The 14,757-nt window shown below is 33.8% G+C and carries 15 protein-coding genes and 1 other RNA gene; 14 read left to right on the top strand and 2 right to left on the bottom strand.

The features are described 5' to 3' along the window. Positions 1-349: 349 nt before the first annotated feature. The 3 genes from ACFOZZ_RS00775 to ACFOZZ_RS00765 all read left to right on the top strand — a co-directional run bounded on the left by ACFOZZ_RS00775 (position 350) and on the right by ACFOZZ_RS00765 (position 1,840). Entirely contained in the window at positions 350-505 is a 156-nt protein-coding gene (locus ACFOZZ_RS00775; RefSeq protein ID WP_259848466.1) for a hypothetical protein, read from the top strand. Between the two features lie 615 nt (positions 506-1,120). After that, a complete protein-coding gene (locus tag ACFOZZ_RS00770; protein ID WP_329966413.1) occupies positions 1,121-1,333 on the top strand; it encodes a hypothetical protein in 213 nt (70 codons plus the stop codon). A 273-nt stretch (positions 1,334-1,606) separates the two neighbouring features. Next, positions 1,607-1,840 carry a hypothetical protein gene (locus ACFOZZ_RS00765; protein ID WP_278779978.1) on the top strand — a complete coding sequence of 78 codons (234 nt, stop codon included), beginning with the start codon at positions 1,607-1,609 and terminating at the stop codon, positions 1,838-1,840. Between the two features lie 18 nt (positions 1,841-1,858). On the opposite strand, the gene ACFOZZ_RS00760 is transcribed toward ACFOZZ_RS00765, so the two are convergent. Further along, on the bottom strand, positions 1,859-2,062 hold the full coding sequence (locus ACFOZZ_RS00760; RefSeq protein WP_278779976.1) for a hypothetical protein: 204 nt from the start codon (positions 2,060-2,062) through the stop codon (positions 1,859-1,861). 273 nt (positions 2,063-2,335) lie between these two features. Between ACFOZZ_RS00760 and ACFOZZ_RS00755 the strand changes: the two genes are divergently transcribed. The 10 genes from ACFOZZ_RS00755 to ACFOZZ_RS00710 all read left to right on the top strand — a co-directional run bounded on the left by ACFOZZ_RS00755 (position 2,336) and on the right by ACFOZZ_RS00710 (position 12,097). Then, positions 2,336-3,871, top strand: coding sequence for an ABC transporter ATP-binding protein (locus tag ACFOZZ_RS00755; protein ID WP_286696500.1), 1,536 nt, complete (start codon positions 2,336-2,338; stop codon positions 3,869-3,871). Then, complete coding sequence (locus ACFOZZ_RS00750) at positions 3,861-4,979, top strand: ABC transporter permease (RefSeq protein ID WP_376814502.1); 1,119 nt, start codon at positions 3,861-3,863, stop codon at positions 4,977-4,979. The genes ACFOZZ_RS00755 and ACFOZZ_RS00750 overlap by 11 nt, the downstream gene beginning before the upstream one ends. After that, positions 4,976-5,938 carry an ABC transporter permease gene (locus ACFOZZ_RS00745; RefSeq protein WP_147556469.1) on the top strand — a complete coding sequence of 321 codons (963 nt, stop codon included), beginning with the start codon at positions 4,976-4,978 and terminating at the stop codon, positions 5,936-5,938. The genes ACFOZZ_RS00750 and ACFOZZ_RS00745 overlap by 4 nt, the downstream gene beginning before the upstream one ends. A gap of 86 nt (positions 5,939-6,024) precedes the next feature. Next, the gene (gene yfmF, locus ACFOZZ_RS00740; RefSeq protein WP_376814501.1) at positions 6,025-7,317 is read left to right on the top strand and encodes an EF-P 5-aminopentanol modification-associated protein YfmF; all 1,293 of its coding nucleotides are present in this window, start codon (positions 6,025-6,027) and stop codon (positions 7,315-7,317) included. After that, a complete protein-coding gene (gene yfmH, locus ACFOZZ_RS00735; protein WP_376814500.1) occupies positions 7,289-8,581 on the top strand; it encodes an EF-P 5-aminopentanol modification-associated protein YfmH in 1,293 nt (430 codons plus the stop codon). Before yfmF ends, yfmH begins: the two co-directional genes overlap by 29 nt. 34 nt (positions 8,582-8,615) lie before the next feature. Next, positions 8,616-8,773, top strand: a non-coding RNA gene (gene ssrS, locus ACFOZZ_RS00730) — 6S RNA. 29 nt (positions 8,774-8,802) lie between these two features. Continuing rightward, positions 8,803-9,030 (top strand): DUF896 domain-containing protein, encoded by a 228-nt coding sequence (locus ACFOZZ_RS00725; RefSeq protein WP_006506630.1) that lies wholly within the window; start codon positions 8,803-8,805, stop codon positions 9,028-9,030. 108 nt (positions 9,031-9,138) lie between these two features. After that, entirely contained in the window at positions 9,139-11,109 is a 1,971-nt protein-coding gene (tkt, locus tag ACFOZZ_RS00720; RefSeq protein WP_055234845.1) for a transketolase, read from the top strand. 124 nt (positions 11,110-11,233) lie between these two features. Beyond that, entirely contained in the window at positions 11,234-11,437 is a 204-nt protein-coding gene (locus ACFOZZ_RS00715) for a YneF family protein (RefSeq protein ID WP_006506632.1), read from the top strand. 27 nt (positions 11,438-11,464) lie between these two features. Beyond that, the gene (locus ACFOZZ_RS00710) at positions 11,465-12,097 is read left to right on the top strand and encodes a histidine phosphatase family protein (RefSeq protein ID WP_278779969.1); all 633 of its coding nucleotides are present in this window, start codon (positions 11,465-11,467) and stop codon (positions 12,095-12,097) included. Positions 12,098-12,110: 13 nt separating this feature from the next. Here ACFOZZ_RS00710 and plsY read toward each other — a convergent pair whose 3' ends face one another. Further along, entirely contained in the window at positions 12,111-12,719 is a 609-nt protein-coding gene (gene plsY / locus ACFOZZ_RS00705; RefSeq protein ID WP_147556470.1) for a glycerol-3-phosphate 1-O-acyltransferase PlsY, read from the bottom strand. Between the two features lie 104 nt (positions 12,720-12,823). Here plsY and parE point away from each other — a divergent pair, with 104 nt between their 5' ends. Continuing rightward, on the top strand, positions 12,824-14,755 hold the full coding sequence (gene parE, locus ACFOZZ_RS00700) for a DNA topoisomerase IV subunit B (RefSeq protein ID WP_147556471.1): 1,932 nt from the start codon (positions 12,824-12,826) through the stop codon (positions 14,753-14,755). The last annotated feature ends 2 nt before the right edge of the window (positions 14,756-14,757 follow it).

Raw genomic sequence — 14,757 nt, 5'->3', positions numbered from 1 at the left:
TTGGACTTGATTCTAATCAGCACTTATTTAAGAAACTAAATGACGAAGTGAAGAAAAAAGAAAAAATGATTATAGCAAAATATAAAGAGCAGTAACTAAAAAAACAGATTTTAGGAGGTGGTGTCAATTGATTGTGACACCTTTTTAATTACACAAAAGTAGGAGGTTAAAGGCACATGTCTAATAAGATAGGCAGACCCACTTATTTTTAGGACTAACTTTAAATAAAGGGGGATAAATAGATGGAATTATTTGGGAATTTCTATGCATTTTAAAAGGTCATTGTAAAAACTGTTCATTAAATTATGATAAAATTATAAAAAGTCCTAAATCAGGCAATAAAGACAGATTGCTTATATTAAGAGTGGATTATGGCGAAGATAAATCAAAAGTATTATTAAATGATGAACCAGCAGAAGTTCTTTTGACTGTATATCATAATGAAGATGGAAGTTTTACAGTTGTAGAAGGCAAGAATGCAAAGAAGTATCTATACGATAGTTAAAGAATAATATAATTAATTAACGAAGTATAACTTATAAAAGTGCTATGACTATTTTCTACATATACAACAAAAACTAAACAAGGACCAGGTTTAAAAACACACTGGTCCTTGTTTCAATATAATTTTTCTTTTTACTAGTTTTGATTTTGTTTAGCTAAAAGATACATACCACTAAGCATTATTAATATTCCTATTAACCAATATTTTTTATATACAGTTAATGCAATTCCTGCAAACATTAATAATATTGTCATTTGTTGTTTCATACACTTTCTATGTCATCTAGAAAAAATTAAAGTTACATCTATGTAAGCAGAGATTATTTAATCATAGGTGATAAATATTAAGTAACTCTTTATCTAGATTACTTCCTTTCTCATTACTCAATGAATATATTATATCATGGGTATTTATAAATGGAAATATTTTATAAAGTGCCCCATATTCGGCGCTCTGAAAAGCAAATTCAATGCATAGTATTTCATTTGGTTTTATAATTATATTAGTAACTGGAAGAGATGATCATATATAAACATTTACAAAGAAGTAATAAAAGTATGTCCATAAAGCGCAAGCGTATAGAAATGCTTACAATAAAAGAAAGGGGTTGAAAATATGACCGGACCTTGTTTTAGATTCCTTTGGCAGGAGCCAGAGTACTCCACTCTTGATAACAATTTAGTTTTCTATTTAAAGGATGATGCCTCTGAAATTGCCAAAAAAAGCTATAAAGAGTATCAAAGATACTATTCAAGAGAAATGGAAGAAAAACGTGCTGAATTTTTCAGAAAAGTTGAAGAAGAAGTTGATTATGGAGACGATGATTGAGTCATACTAACAAAGTAAAAGAAAGAAAATGATTAACTATGCGTAAAATAATTGATGAATGGCAAATCCATCAATATATTGTGCTAGTTCTAGATAAAGATATTTGGGGCATGCATCCATACAATTATTTTGGATAAATGAACGAAAATATAAATCAGTTTATGTACATAATATGCCAAACTGTATTGCGATAGAAGGCGAGCTTAAAGATACTTTCATCGGTCAATATGTAAAATTTGTTTTATAAAATATTTAAGATAATAGAAGTGAACTATGAATTATCAAGAAATGCAAATGAAATTAAAACAATATCTACTCCCTAAGAACACAATCTCCGACAAAAGAGAGTTTGTAGATGGCATTCTCAGCTTAGTAGCACATGAGGATGACTTAAAAGACATGTGTGATTGGATTGATAAACATCCCAATGCTACAGAATCAGAAATAATATGTAAAGCACTAGAATTAAACATTCCAAGAACTGAACCAGAAAGAATAATTCGTTGACGCAAGAAGGACCAAAGCTTATATGCTCTGGTCCTTCTTTGCTTTCTCAATAACTGCTTCCATAGTTTCTCTAAAAACAGCTGACTGCTTAATTCCAAGTTTCTCACATGCTTCTCTGAACTCAGTTACAAACTCAGTCTTGTAACTTACACTTACTGTTTTCATATTGCTTTTCGTCCACTGCTTAACATACTCTTTTTGATCAAACTTTTCTTTTTCCATATTGAATTACCTAAAATACTAATTTCAAAACAATTATAATCAAAAGAATTAATATCATAATTTGAACAATGTCAGTGGTATCTTTTAAAAACTTGCTTAATTTTTTCATTCAAATCATTCCTTCCCTTTCTTGATTATATCATATTAATTATTTTTACAAATCAATCTCTTATCAAATTTCTTGTTTTTTATACACTTCTTTATATTCAGAAATTCATTTAGTTATTTTTAAAGTAAGTAATTTATAGTATAATAGAATCAGAGGTGAGAATATTGGAATATGCTATTGAAATGCTTAATATCACAAAAGAATTCCCTGGTATTAAAGCAAACGACGATATTACTCTTCAAGTAAAAAAAGGCGAAGTTCATGCTTTATTAGGTGAGAATGGTGCTGGTAAATCTACTTTGATGAGTATTTTATTTGGTCTTTATCAGCCTGATATGGGTGAAATAAAGATTAATGGACAAAGCGTTAAAATCAATGACCCAAATGATGCCAATAAATATAACATTGGTATGGTGCATCAGCATTTTAAACTTGTTCATAATTTCACTGTATTGGAAAACATTATTTTAGGTGTCGAAGAGAAAGGGTTATTTGGTAAGCTCAAGACAGATAATGCACGCAAGAAGGTGATGAGCTTATCTGAGAAATATCATTTAAACATTGATCCAGATGCAAAGATTGAAGATATTACTGTTGGTATGCAGCAGCGTGTAGAAATCTTAAAGATGTTATATAGAAATAATGATATCTTGATTTTTGATGAACCTACAGCAGTACTCACTCCACAGGAAATTGATGAGTTAATGAAAATCATGAAGGAACTTATTAAGGAAGGTAAATCCATCATTTTCATTACTCATAAGTTAAACGAAATTAAAGCAGTAGCGGATCGCTGTACAATCATTCGTAAGGGACGTTATGTTGGTACAGTCAATGTAGCTGATGTGACTAAAGAACAGTTATCAGAAATGATGGTTGGTCATAAGGTAAACTTGACAGTCACTAAAGATGATCATGAACCATCTGATGTTGTATTAAAGGTTGACCATTTAAGCTATCAGCCTAAGACTTCAGATAAACTTCTTTTAAATGATGTTTCATTTGAAGTAAGAAAAGGTGAAATTGTTTGTATTGCTGGTATTGATGGCAATGGACAGAGTGAATTGATTTATAACTTAACTGGACTTGAACAGCCTAATATGGGTCATGTTTATTTAAATGATGAAGAAATTACACATAAGAGTATTCGTTATCGTAATGACCATGGGTTATCTCATATCCCAGAAGACCGTCATAAGCATGGGTTAGTTCTTGATTATACTCTTGGTGAAAACTTGATTTTAAAATCATATTATAAGAAAGACTTCCAGAATCATGGCATTATTAATTTTGACGCAATGAATACTTATGCTGATCGTCTTATTGAAGAATATGATGTACGTTCAGGTGAAGGAAGAAATTCTATTGTGCGTGGTATGTCTGGTGGTAACCAGCAGAAAGCCATTATTGCGAGAGAAGTAGAACAGAATGATGACCTACTTATTGCAGTACAGCCTACACGTGGTCTAGATGTTGGGGCTATTGAATTTATTCATAAGCAGATTGTTAAGACAAGAGACAACAATAAAGCAGTATTACTTGTGTCACTTGAACTTGATGAAGTTATGAACTTATCAGATCGTATTTTAGTTATGTATGAAGGGGAAATCGTTGCGGATCTTAATCCAAAAGAGACTACTATTCAGGAATTAGGACTTTATATGGCAGGTTCTAAGAGAGGAGAAGGTTATGAAAAGTAATAAACCCGCTTTAATGGAACGTGCCAGCTTCAAATCAATTGTGTCTTCTTTACTCGCAATTTTAATGGGGCTAGTCGTTGGTTTTATCATTATTTTAATTGCTAATCCTAGTGATGCACTACAGGGATTATCTATTTTATTAACAGGTGGCTTTAGAGAAGGGTTATCTAGTATTGGACAGGTTATTTATTTAGCAGTACCAATCATGATGACTGGTCTATCTGTTTCATTTGCTTATAAATGTGGTGAATTCAATATCGGTGTACCTGGACAGTATTTAGTAGGAAGCTTCACTGCTGTATTTATCGCATTAAGAGCTACTTTTATTCCAGATAATTTAGTATGGATTTTTGCTATTTTAGGAGCTGGAATTGCTGGTGCTTTATGGGCACTTATTCCTGGTATCTTAAAAGCAGCTCGTAACGTAAACGTTGTTATTTCTGGTATCATGTGTAACTATATCGGTATGTTACTTGTTATCCAGGGCATTAAAGCAACTATCTACAACTCTACAGGTGCAGAAAGCTACGCAGTACCTAGTACACGTAGTATTCCTGGCTTTGGTCTCAATCAGATTTTTGGTGATCGTGTTAACTTCGGTATCATTATTGCTATCTTACTTTGCGTACTTGCTTGGTTTATTATGAATAAAACAACTTTTGGTTATGAACTAAAAGCATGTGGTTTCAATAAAGATGCAGCAAGATATGCAGGTATGAACGAAAAGAAATGTATCGTTTTAGCCCTTGTGATTTCAGGATTCTTTGCAGGTGTAGGTGGAGCCTTAACTTACTTATGTGGTACTGGTAAAACATTACCAATCACAGAAACATTACCAAACGAAGGCTGGAACGGTATCCCAGTAGCCTTACTTGGCTTCTCTAATCCAATTGGATGTATCTTCGCTGCCTTATTCATTGGTTATATTAATGTTGGTGGTAACTATATGCAGGCACTTAATATTGCGATTGAAGTTATTGACATTATCGTTGCTGTTATTATCTACTTTGCTTCATTCACATTATTCATTAAAGCCTTATTAGAACGTTATCAAAGAAATAAAAAGAGAAAAACAGAAATACAGAATAAAGGAGGTAAAATAGAATGAGTTTAGTTTATTTCCTTTTTGCTCAGACTTTACTATTTGCCATTCCATTAATGATTGTTGCTTTGGGTGGTATGTTCTCTGAACGAAGTGGTGTTGTTAACTTAGCCCTTGAAGGTATTATGATCATTGGCGGTTTTGCTGGTGTATTCTATTTAAATTATATGCAGTCTAATGATATTCTTCATGGTATGCCACTTCTTTTAACAGGTTTACTTATTTCAGGAATTGTCGGTGTACTATTTAGTATGCTTCATGCCTTTGCAGCCATTCATTTAAGTGCTGACCAGACTATTTCTGGTACTGCATTAAATATGCTTGCTCCAGCACTTGGTATCTTTATCGCAAAAACTGTACAGGATGGTATGCAGAACGTTTCATTCACTAATGAATTCAGAATTTCTGAAGTTCCTGGACTTAGCAGTATTCCAGTACTTGGTGATTTATTCTTCAAGAACTGCTACTTTACTACATTCCTAGGCATTGCGATTCTTATCATTTCTTGGTATTTCCTTATGAAAACTAAGACTGGTTTAAGAATCCGTTCTTGTGGTGAAAACCCTCAGGCAGCAGATGCTGCAGGGATCAGTGTTTATAAGATCAGATATCTAGGTGTAGGTATTTCTGGTTTCTTAGCTGGTATGGGTGGACTTATTTATATCCTACCAATCTCTACAGAATTCACCTGCACTGTTGCTGGTTATGGTTTCTTAGCTTTAGCTGTATTAATCTTTGGTAACTGGACACCATTAAGAATTGCTGGTGCAGCATTCTTCTTCGGTTTCATGAAGACATTATCTTATACATATAACTCAGTTCCATTACTTGCTAAAATGTCTTTACCTGATACAACATATAAATTAATTCCATATGTTGCTACTTTAATTCTATTAGCATTCACATCTAAGAACTCAGCTGCGCCTCGTGCAGATGGTGTGCCTTACGATAAGTCTAAACGTTAATAGACCCGGACTCCTTAGGGAGTCCTTTTTTCTTGCACTACTATACAAAAAAGTTATAATGAATAGAGAAAGAAAAGAGGTATACAATGAACAAGATCTATCAAATGAATGGATATCAACTTCACTTGATTTCATCTAAGAAATTTAAAGATATTACAATCTCTGTTCGTTTTAAAGGACGTTTTACAAGAGAAACAGTCACAAGTAGAAGTGTTCTAGGATTCTTAATGATCACTGGAACTATGAAACATCCAACACAGAAGGACTTATCTAGAACACTAGAAGATTTATATGGTGCAAATCTTTCTGCTAATATTTCTTCAGCAGGTAAAGGTCATATTATTACTTTTAAAAATTCATGTGTTAATCAGGAATTCCTTCCTATCAATGAAAATCTACTCATTAAACAGGTAGATTTATTAAATGAATTAGTGAATCATCCTTATATAGTGGATAACCATTTCGATGAAGAAATGACTGAACTTAAAAAACAAGAAATCACATATCGTATTATGGCTGATATGGACGATAAGATGGGCTATGCCTTTGATCGTATGGTAGATTATATGGGAAGAGGAAGTGTTCTAGGATTACGTTCTACAGGCTATATAGAAGATATGGATAACATCAATGCTTATACTCTTGTGGAGACATATAAAGATATGATTCAAAATGATGATAAGCATGTTTATGTAGTAGGGGATATAGATGAAAGTATCGTTTCTATTTTTGAAGAAAGATTACAGTTCCCACGTACAGTTCATGAGCCTTATCCTACTGCTTATATTTATCAGAATGAGCGTATTAATCTTTTAGATATCATTGAAAAACAGGATATTGTCCAGTCTAAGCTCGTTATGGGGTACAAAGCAAACTGCTGTACCTTAAGCAAAAATACAGTTGCAATGAGCGTATTTTCTAATTTATTAGGAGGTTATTCTCAATCTAGACTATTCCAGGTAGTCAGAGAAAAGAACAGCTTATGTTACTTTATTCATTCAAGTTATGATCCAATGAATGGTATTATGACCATTGCAGCAGGTATTGATATGAATAATTATGATAAGACTAAAGAGTTAATTGGAAAACAAATCAAAGACTTACAGGAAGGTCATATCACTGATGAAGAATTATCAATGGTAAAGACTATGTTAATCAATGCATTATCTAAAGTAGATGATGATCCAGATTCCATTATCTCATTCAATTGGAGAAGAGATATCATTAATAATCAGGATACTATTGAAGATAAACAGAATGCAATTAAAAATGTCACTAAAGAAGATGTTATTAAATGTGCTCAAAGTATAGAATTAGATACAATCTATTTCTTGACTGGAAAGGAGTTCTATGAAGAAAACTTATTATCCAACAATTAAAGAAACTCTATATCATGAAAAGATGAGCAATGGACTTAATGTCTATCTCATGCCTAAGGATGGCTTCACAAAGACATATGGTTTATTTTCAACACGTTTTGGCTCTATTGACCGTAGTTTCATTCCTCTAGGAGAAACAGATTTAATCACAGTACCTGATGGTGTCGCTCATTTTCTAGAACATAAGATGTTTGATATGGAAGAAGGGGATGCCTCAGAAAAGTTTGCCGCACTTGGTGCAAGCAGTAACGCCTTCACTTCTCATAGCCGTACTGCTTATTTATTCAATACAACCACAAATGTTGATGAATGTACTGAATTGTTATTAGACTTTGTTCAGGAATTAAATGTCACTCCTGAAAGTATTGAAAAAGAGAAGGGCATCATTAATCAAGAAATAGGCATGTATAATGATGATCCTGACTGGCGTGGTTATTTTGGTGCTATCAGCAACCTTTATCATAATCATCCTGTTAGAATTGATATTGCAGGTACTGTTGAAACAGTGGCAGAAATTGATTATGACATCTTACAGAAGTGTTATCACACATTCTATCATCCTTCTAATATGATGTTATTTGTATCAGGAAACTTTGATCCTGAACACTTAATGTCTATTATTCGAGACAATCAGGCAAAGAAAAGTTTCAAAGATATGCCACCGATTGTAAGAGGGGATCATCATGAACCTGAAACCATCTATAAGGACTATGAAGAAAACGTAATGGATGTCACCATGCCTAAAGTCAATGTGGCAATCAAGGTGGATCATGTCCCTCAATCACCTGAAGAAAAGCTTAAAAGACAGCTTTCTTTCTATATCTTCATGGATATGTTATTCTCTAAGAGTAGTGATTTAAGAGATGAATGGACTAAGAAGGGATTGATCAATGATTCATTCTTTACTAATTTCTCACAGGAACGTGATTTCTCTCATATTATCTTTGCGGGAGATAGTCCAAAACCGGATGAATTAATGGCTCATATTCATCAATTAATTGCAGATATTCCACATATGACATTAGATGAAGAAGCATTCAATAGAATGAAAAGAAACAATATTGGAACTCTTATTGGTTTCTTCAACTCTATCGAAACAATCGCTTCACTATTTAGTCAATACTATTTAGAGGGAATCAATTTATTTGATTTATTCGAAGCATATCAGGCTCTTACAATCGCTGATATCAAAAATATTTTGCCTTTATTTTGTATGGATTTAACATCTAATTTTATTATCAGACCACTTAAGGCTAACGCCTAGATGTTGACTAAAAAAGCGCTTATGCTATAATGGTGGTGACCTGAGAGTATATGGATTTCCTACATTTTTGATAAGGGAACCTGATTGTTTGAAAGACGGTGTTGAAGACCTGCTACGAGTAGGGATCCTAATGTTTTTCACAAGGTACCCACCTGTATTTAACAGGGATAATCAACTCCTCTTAGGTCTTTTCATTTGTTTAAATTTTACAGGGGGTCATTATGGCTATTGATCAGAAACTCATCGATGAAATTAATGCACTTGCTCATAAAAAGAAGACAGTAGGTCTTACACCTGAAGAACAGGTTCGTCAGCAGAAGCTTAGACAGAAATACCTAAAAGAATTTAGAAGAGGCTTTGAACAGCAGCTTCAGAGCATCAAAGTTGTGGATGCAAATGGTAATGATGTCACTCCTGCAAAAGCAAGAATGCACAAAAAAATAAACTAGACAGTCTTTGTGAAAAGATTGTCTTTTTTATTGCCTTTCACTTTTGTAAAAAATGGTTTACACATCATTAAAATTATGTATAATGAGTGTAATTAGGAGGTACTCGAAATGGATTCGAATTTATCGATCGCTACAATAAGATCGCTTTGTATTGACATGATTAATAAGGCAAATTCTGGTCATCCAGGTATGGTTCTTGATGGCGCACCAGCCTTATATACATTGTTTACTAAGGTGATGAACATAAATCCCTCTTTGTCTAGTTGGCAAAATAGGGATCGCTTTGTTCTTGCAAGTGGTCATGCTAGTTCTTTGCTTTATGCTTTATTACATCTTTCTGGTTATGATTTAAGTCTCGATGATTTAAAACAGTTCAGACAGTGGCAGTCAAAAACACCTGGACATCCAGAAATCACTATCACAGATGGTGTAGATGCATCTTCAGGACCTTTAGGTCAGGGTGTTCCTACAGCAACAGGTATGGCAATTGCTGAAAAGTTCCTTGCCGAAAAATACAACAAGGAAGATTGTTCAATTGTTGACCATTACACATATGTATTATGTGGTGATGGTGATATGCAGGAAGGTGTGACTTATGAAGCATCCTCTCTTGCTGGTCATCTCTCTTTAGGAAAGCTTATTGTTATCTATGATGCCAATGAGGTAACACTTGATGGTCCTCTTTCATATTCATTCAGTGAAAATGTAAAGAAGAGATATGAAGCAATGAATTGGCAGGTTATCGAAGTGGCTGATGGTAATGACATTCAGGCCATCAACCGTGCATTAAAGCGTGCTAAGAAAGAGTTATTTAAACCATCTATTATCATCATGAAGACCGTTATTGGTTATGGTTCTTGCAACCAGGGAACTAATAAAGTTCATGGTGCACCTTTAGGTGAAGAAGACGGTAAGAATGCTAAGTTATCTTATGGATTTGACCATGATCCTTTCTATGTTCCTGAAGAAGTTTATGCTGATTTCAAGAAGAATGTTAAAGACCGTGGTACAAGAGCATATAAGAAATGGTTAAAGACTGTTGAAGAATATGCTGAAAAATATCCAGAAGAATATAAAGAATATAAAAATGCTATTGAAGGTAATTATCATTTAGATATTACAGAACTTCAAAAAGAATTCAAACCTGGCTATACAGAAGCAACTCGTAATATTTCTCATAGAATTATTCAGGAAGTTGCTGCACAGAACCCTACATTCTTATCTGGTACTGCAGATTTATCTTCTTCTACTAAGACATCAATCCAGGGTGAAGGAAGATTTAGCTGTGAAAACTATACTGGAAGAAATGTATATTTTGGTATCAGAGAATTCGCAATGGTGTCTATCATGAATGGTATGACATTACATAAGGGTGTTAAGATCTCAGCAGGAGGCTTCTTGGTATTCAGTGATTACTTTAAAGCAGCCTTAAGAATGGGTTCTTTACAGGAATGTCCAATCATTCTTCCATTATCACATGACTCTATCGCAGTCGGTGAAGATGGTCCTACACATCAGCCTGTTGAACAGCTTGCGATGCTTAGAAGCAGTATTGATGTTGAAGTATTACGTCCAGCTGATGCAAATGAAATGCTTGCATCTTGGAAGATTGCTGTTGAAACAAAGAATATGCCAGTTGCATTAATTCTTACTAGACAGCCAGTAGAAAACCTTACAAATTCTACTTATGAAGATGTATTACATGGTGCTTATATTGCTAGAAAAGAATCTGGTGATTTAGAAGGTATCATTATCGCTTCTGGTTCTGAAGTAGGTCTTGCAATTCATGCACAGGAAGAATTAGAAAAACAGGGACATTCAGTACGTGTTGTTTCTATGCCTTCAATGAATTTATTTGATGCACAGACTGATGAATATAAGGAATCCGTTTTACCAAATAGCTGCAGGAAGCGTCTTTCTGTAGAAATGTTATCTGATTTTGGATGGCATAAATATGTTGGTTTAGATGGTAAAACTATGTGTGTTAATACTTTTGGTGCAAGTGCTCCAGCAAGTAGAGTCATCAAGGAATATGGTTTTACTGTTGAAAACGTTGTAAAAGAATACAACTCATTATAAAAACAATTTAAAAGGGAGGATATCTTAGGATATTCTCTCTTTAAATTAGTACTAAAACACTAAAACAATTTACAAACATAGTCTAGTTTGATATAATTGTTTAATGTTAACGGAGGTATTTACAATGGTAGCAGGATATATTATTACTACAATTATTGGTGCTCTTGTTGGATTCTTCTTTGCAAGATGGATGTTCAAGAGAGAATTAAAGAAAAACCCACCAATCTCAGAAAAAATGATTCGTGCTATGTTTATGGAAATGGGACGTAAACCTAGCGAAACTCAGATCAAGAGAATCATGAAAAGTGTTAATGATCAATATAAATAAGGGATAAAACCCTTATTTTTATTTAACATGAAAATTACAATTACAAGACATTCTAAAACGCTTTGGAATAAAGAAAAAAGACTTCAAGGATGTAAAGATTCTCCTTTAAGTCCTGAAGGCATGGATAATATTCTAGCTTTAAAAGAACATATCAAGAATAATCATTATGATGCTATTTATTCCAGTCCTATTAAGCGTGCATATGATACTGCAAAGCTATTATTTGATAATCAGCCCATCATTACTGATGAACGCATTCGAGAAATGAATTTTGGTCTATTAGAAGGACAAAAAATTGATGAAATTCCTGAGAAATATAAGAAAACTTATCATGATTTATGGTGTCACCCTGAAATATCCAATGGTATTCCAGAAGGGGAAACCTATGATGAAATTGAAGAAAGAGTTAAAGACTTTTTAAATGATCTTGTGAAAAAGCCTTATGACAACGTATTTATTGTCACTCATGGATTCTGTTTTACTATTATTATGGCCACAATCATGAACCTCGATAGAAAAGACTATATCAAGGTCAACAGTCCTGTTGTGGATGGCTGCTCTGAAACAATTGTGGATTATACTAATGGCGCATTTACTGTGGAAGTTTATGGAAATAATGATTTCCTTCCACACCAGTCAAATGAATCATTTTCCAAATAATAAAGTCAAATGGCTAAAACCATTTGACTTTATTTTCTGTTCCGTTTTTTATTCTTATAATATTTGCACGATGTCTATAGACAATAAGTGCAACAACACATATATTAGTAATGATTCCAATTGTAGAATATCCAATAAATGGTGATGCAATAAGTACAGCTGTTGCACCAAGGATACTAGATAAAGATACATACTTAGTTGTCTTTAATGTAATTAAGAATACCGCTACTGCGATAATAAAACCATATATATTAGTCATCAATGTATAGGCGATTGCACTTGATACAGCCTTACCACCCTGGAAATTCGCAAAGATAGGATAACAATGACCAATCATACAGAATAGTGCACATGGATAAATGATATTAGCTGAAATACCAGATACTTTCGCAATCCATCCTGTTAGTAGGATAGTAATGATACATTTTGTTGCATCAAATAAAATAACCGTCATTCCGGCTTTTTTTCCTAGTACTCTTCCTGCATTGGTACCACCTAGATTATGTGATCCATATTGACGAACATCAGTATTATAAAACACTTTACCAATGACTAATGCAAAAGGTATTGAACCATATAGATAACTTATTAATAAACAGATGATTATAATTAAATATTTCATCGACTCACCTCACAAAAAATCATTATACATAAATACTACAAAAAATCAAACTTTCCTATAAATTCCTTTTTGTGTTATACTAGTCAAGTTGAGGAGGTATGCTCATGTCAAATACACATTATGATGAATCTGATATTCAAATCTTAAAAGGTCTAGAAGCCGTTAGAAAAAGACCAGGAATGTACATCGGTTCAACTGATTCTCGTGGTTTACACCACCTTGTATGGGAAATCGTTGATAACTCTATTGATGAAGCTATTGCTGGATATGGTAAGAAAATTACAGTTACATTACATAAAGACAACAGCGTAACGGTCGAAGATGAAGGCCGTGGTATGCCAACGGGTATTAATAAAGAAACAGGAAAGCCAACAACAGAAGTTATCTTAACAGTATTACATGCTGGTGGTAAATTCTCAGAAGATGGTGGTTATAAGACTTCAGGAGGACTACATGGTGTAGGTTCTTCTGTAGTAAATGCCCTCAGTGAATTTTTAGAGGTCACTGTCCATCGTGATGGTGTCATTCATACACAGCGCTTTGAAAAGGGTGCTACAAAAATTGGAAAGTTAAAAAAAGTAGGTAAAACAAATAAGACAGGTACAATTATTCATTTCAAACCTGATGCTTCTATTTTCTCTACCACGACATTTAGTTTCCAGACAATTAGTGAAAGACTACGTGAAGATGCATTCCTATTAAAGGGAATGACAATAGAACTTATTGATGAACGTACTGATAAAGATGAAACATATCAGTATGAGAAGGGCTTGGAAGAATTTATTGACTGGATCAATAATGATAAAGAAGCTGTTTCACCTATTATCTCTTTTGATGATACTAATAATGAAATAGAAGTAGAGATTGCGATGCAGTTTACACAAAGCTATCAAGAGAATATTATTTCTTTTGTTAATTTAGTACGTACTGGAGATGGAGGTACGCATGAAGTAGGATTCCGTTCTGGTTTGACTAAGGTATTTAATGAATATGCGAGAAAGTATGCCTTATTAAAGGCAAAGGATAAGAATCTTGAAGGCAGTGATGTACGTGAAGGATTGAATGCTATTATTTCTGTTAAGATTCCAGAAAAATATCTTCAGTTTGAAGGACAGACTAAATCTAAGCTTGGTTCACCTATTGCCCGTAATACTCTAGAAAATGTTACTTTTGAACGTATTACTTATTTCTTGGAAGAAAATAAAGATATTGCAGAAAAGCTGATTGAAAAGATGATCAAGGCAGCAAATGCAAGACAGGCAGCACGTAAGGCTAAGGAACAGGCAAGAAAAGGTAAAAATAACCGTGAGGCAAAATTCCTCAGTGGTAAACTAGCTCCTGCACAGTCTAAGAACAAGCGTAAGAATGAATTATATCTTGTCGAGGGTGATTCTGCCGGTGGTAGTGCAAAACAGGGAAGAGACCGTAAATTCCAGGCTATTCTTCCACTTCGTGGTAAAGTTATCAATACAGAAAAAGCCACACAGGCAGATATTTTAAAGAATGAAGAAATCAGTACAATGATTAATACAATTAATGCGGGTGTAGGTGCTGATTTTAATGCGGATGATAGTGCTTATGATAAGATTATCATCATGACCGATGCGGATACTGATGGAGCACATATCCAGATCTTGTTGCTTACATTCTTCTATCGTTATATGCGTGATTTGATTAAAGCTGGTAAAGTTTATATCGCTATGCCACCTCTTTATAAAGTTTCTAAGAAATCCGGCAAGAAAGACAACGTCATCTATTGCTGGGATGAAAAGGACCTAGAAGCCGCACGTAAAAAGATGGGAAGAGGCTACGATGTACAGCGTTACAAAGGTCTTGGTGAAATGAATGCTGAACAGTTATGGGAAACAACTATGAATCCTGAAACACGTACACTTATTCAGGTCACTATTGATGATGCAGCAATTGTAGAAAGAAGTGTTTCTGTATTAATGGGCGATAAAGTACAGCCTAGACGTGAATGGATTGAAAACAACGTACAATTCTCATTAGAAGATAGCTTCTTTATGGAAGGATAGGT

The sequence above is a fragment of the Catenibacterium sp. GCM10023432 genome, from assembly GCF_042651925.1.
GTDB classification, from domain to species: domain Bacteria; phylum Bacillota_I; class Bacilli_A; order Erysipelotrichales; family Coprobacillaceae; genus Catenibacterium; species Catenibacterium mitsuoka.
Note: the sequence above shows the minus strand (reverse complement) of the source record. Positions and strands in the feature narration are given on the sequence as shown.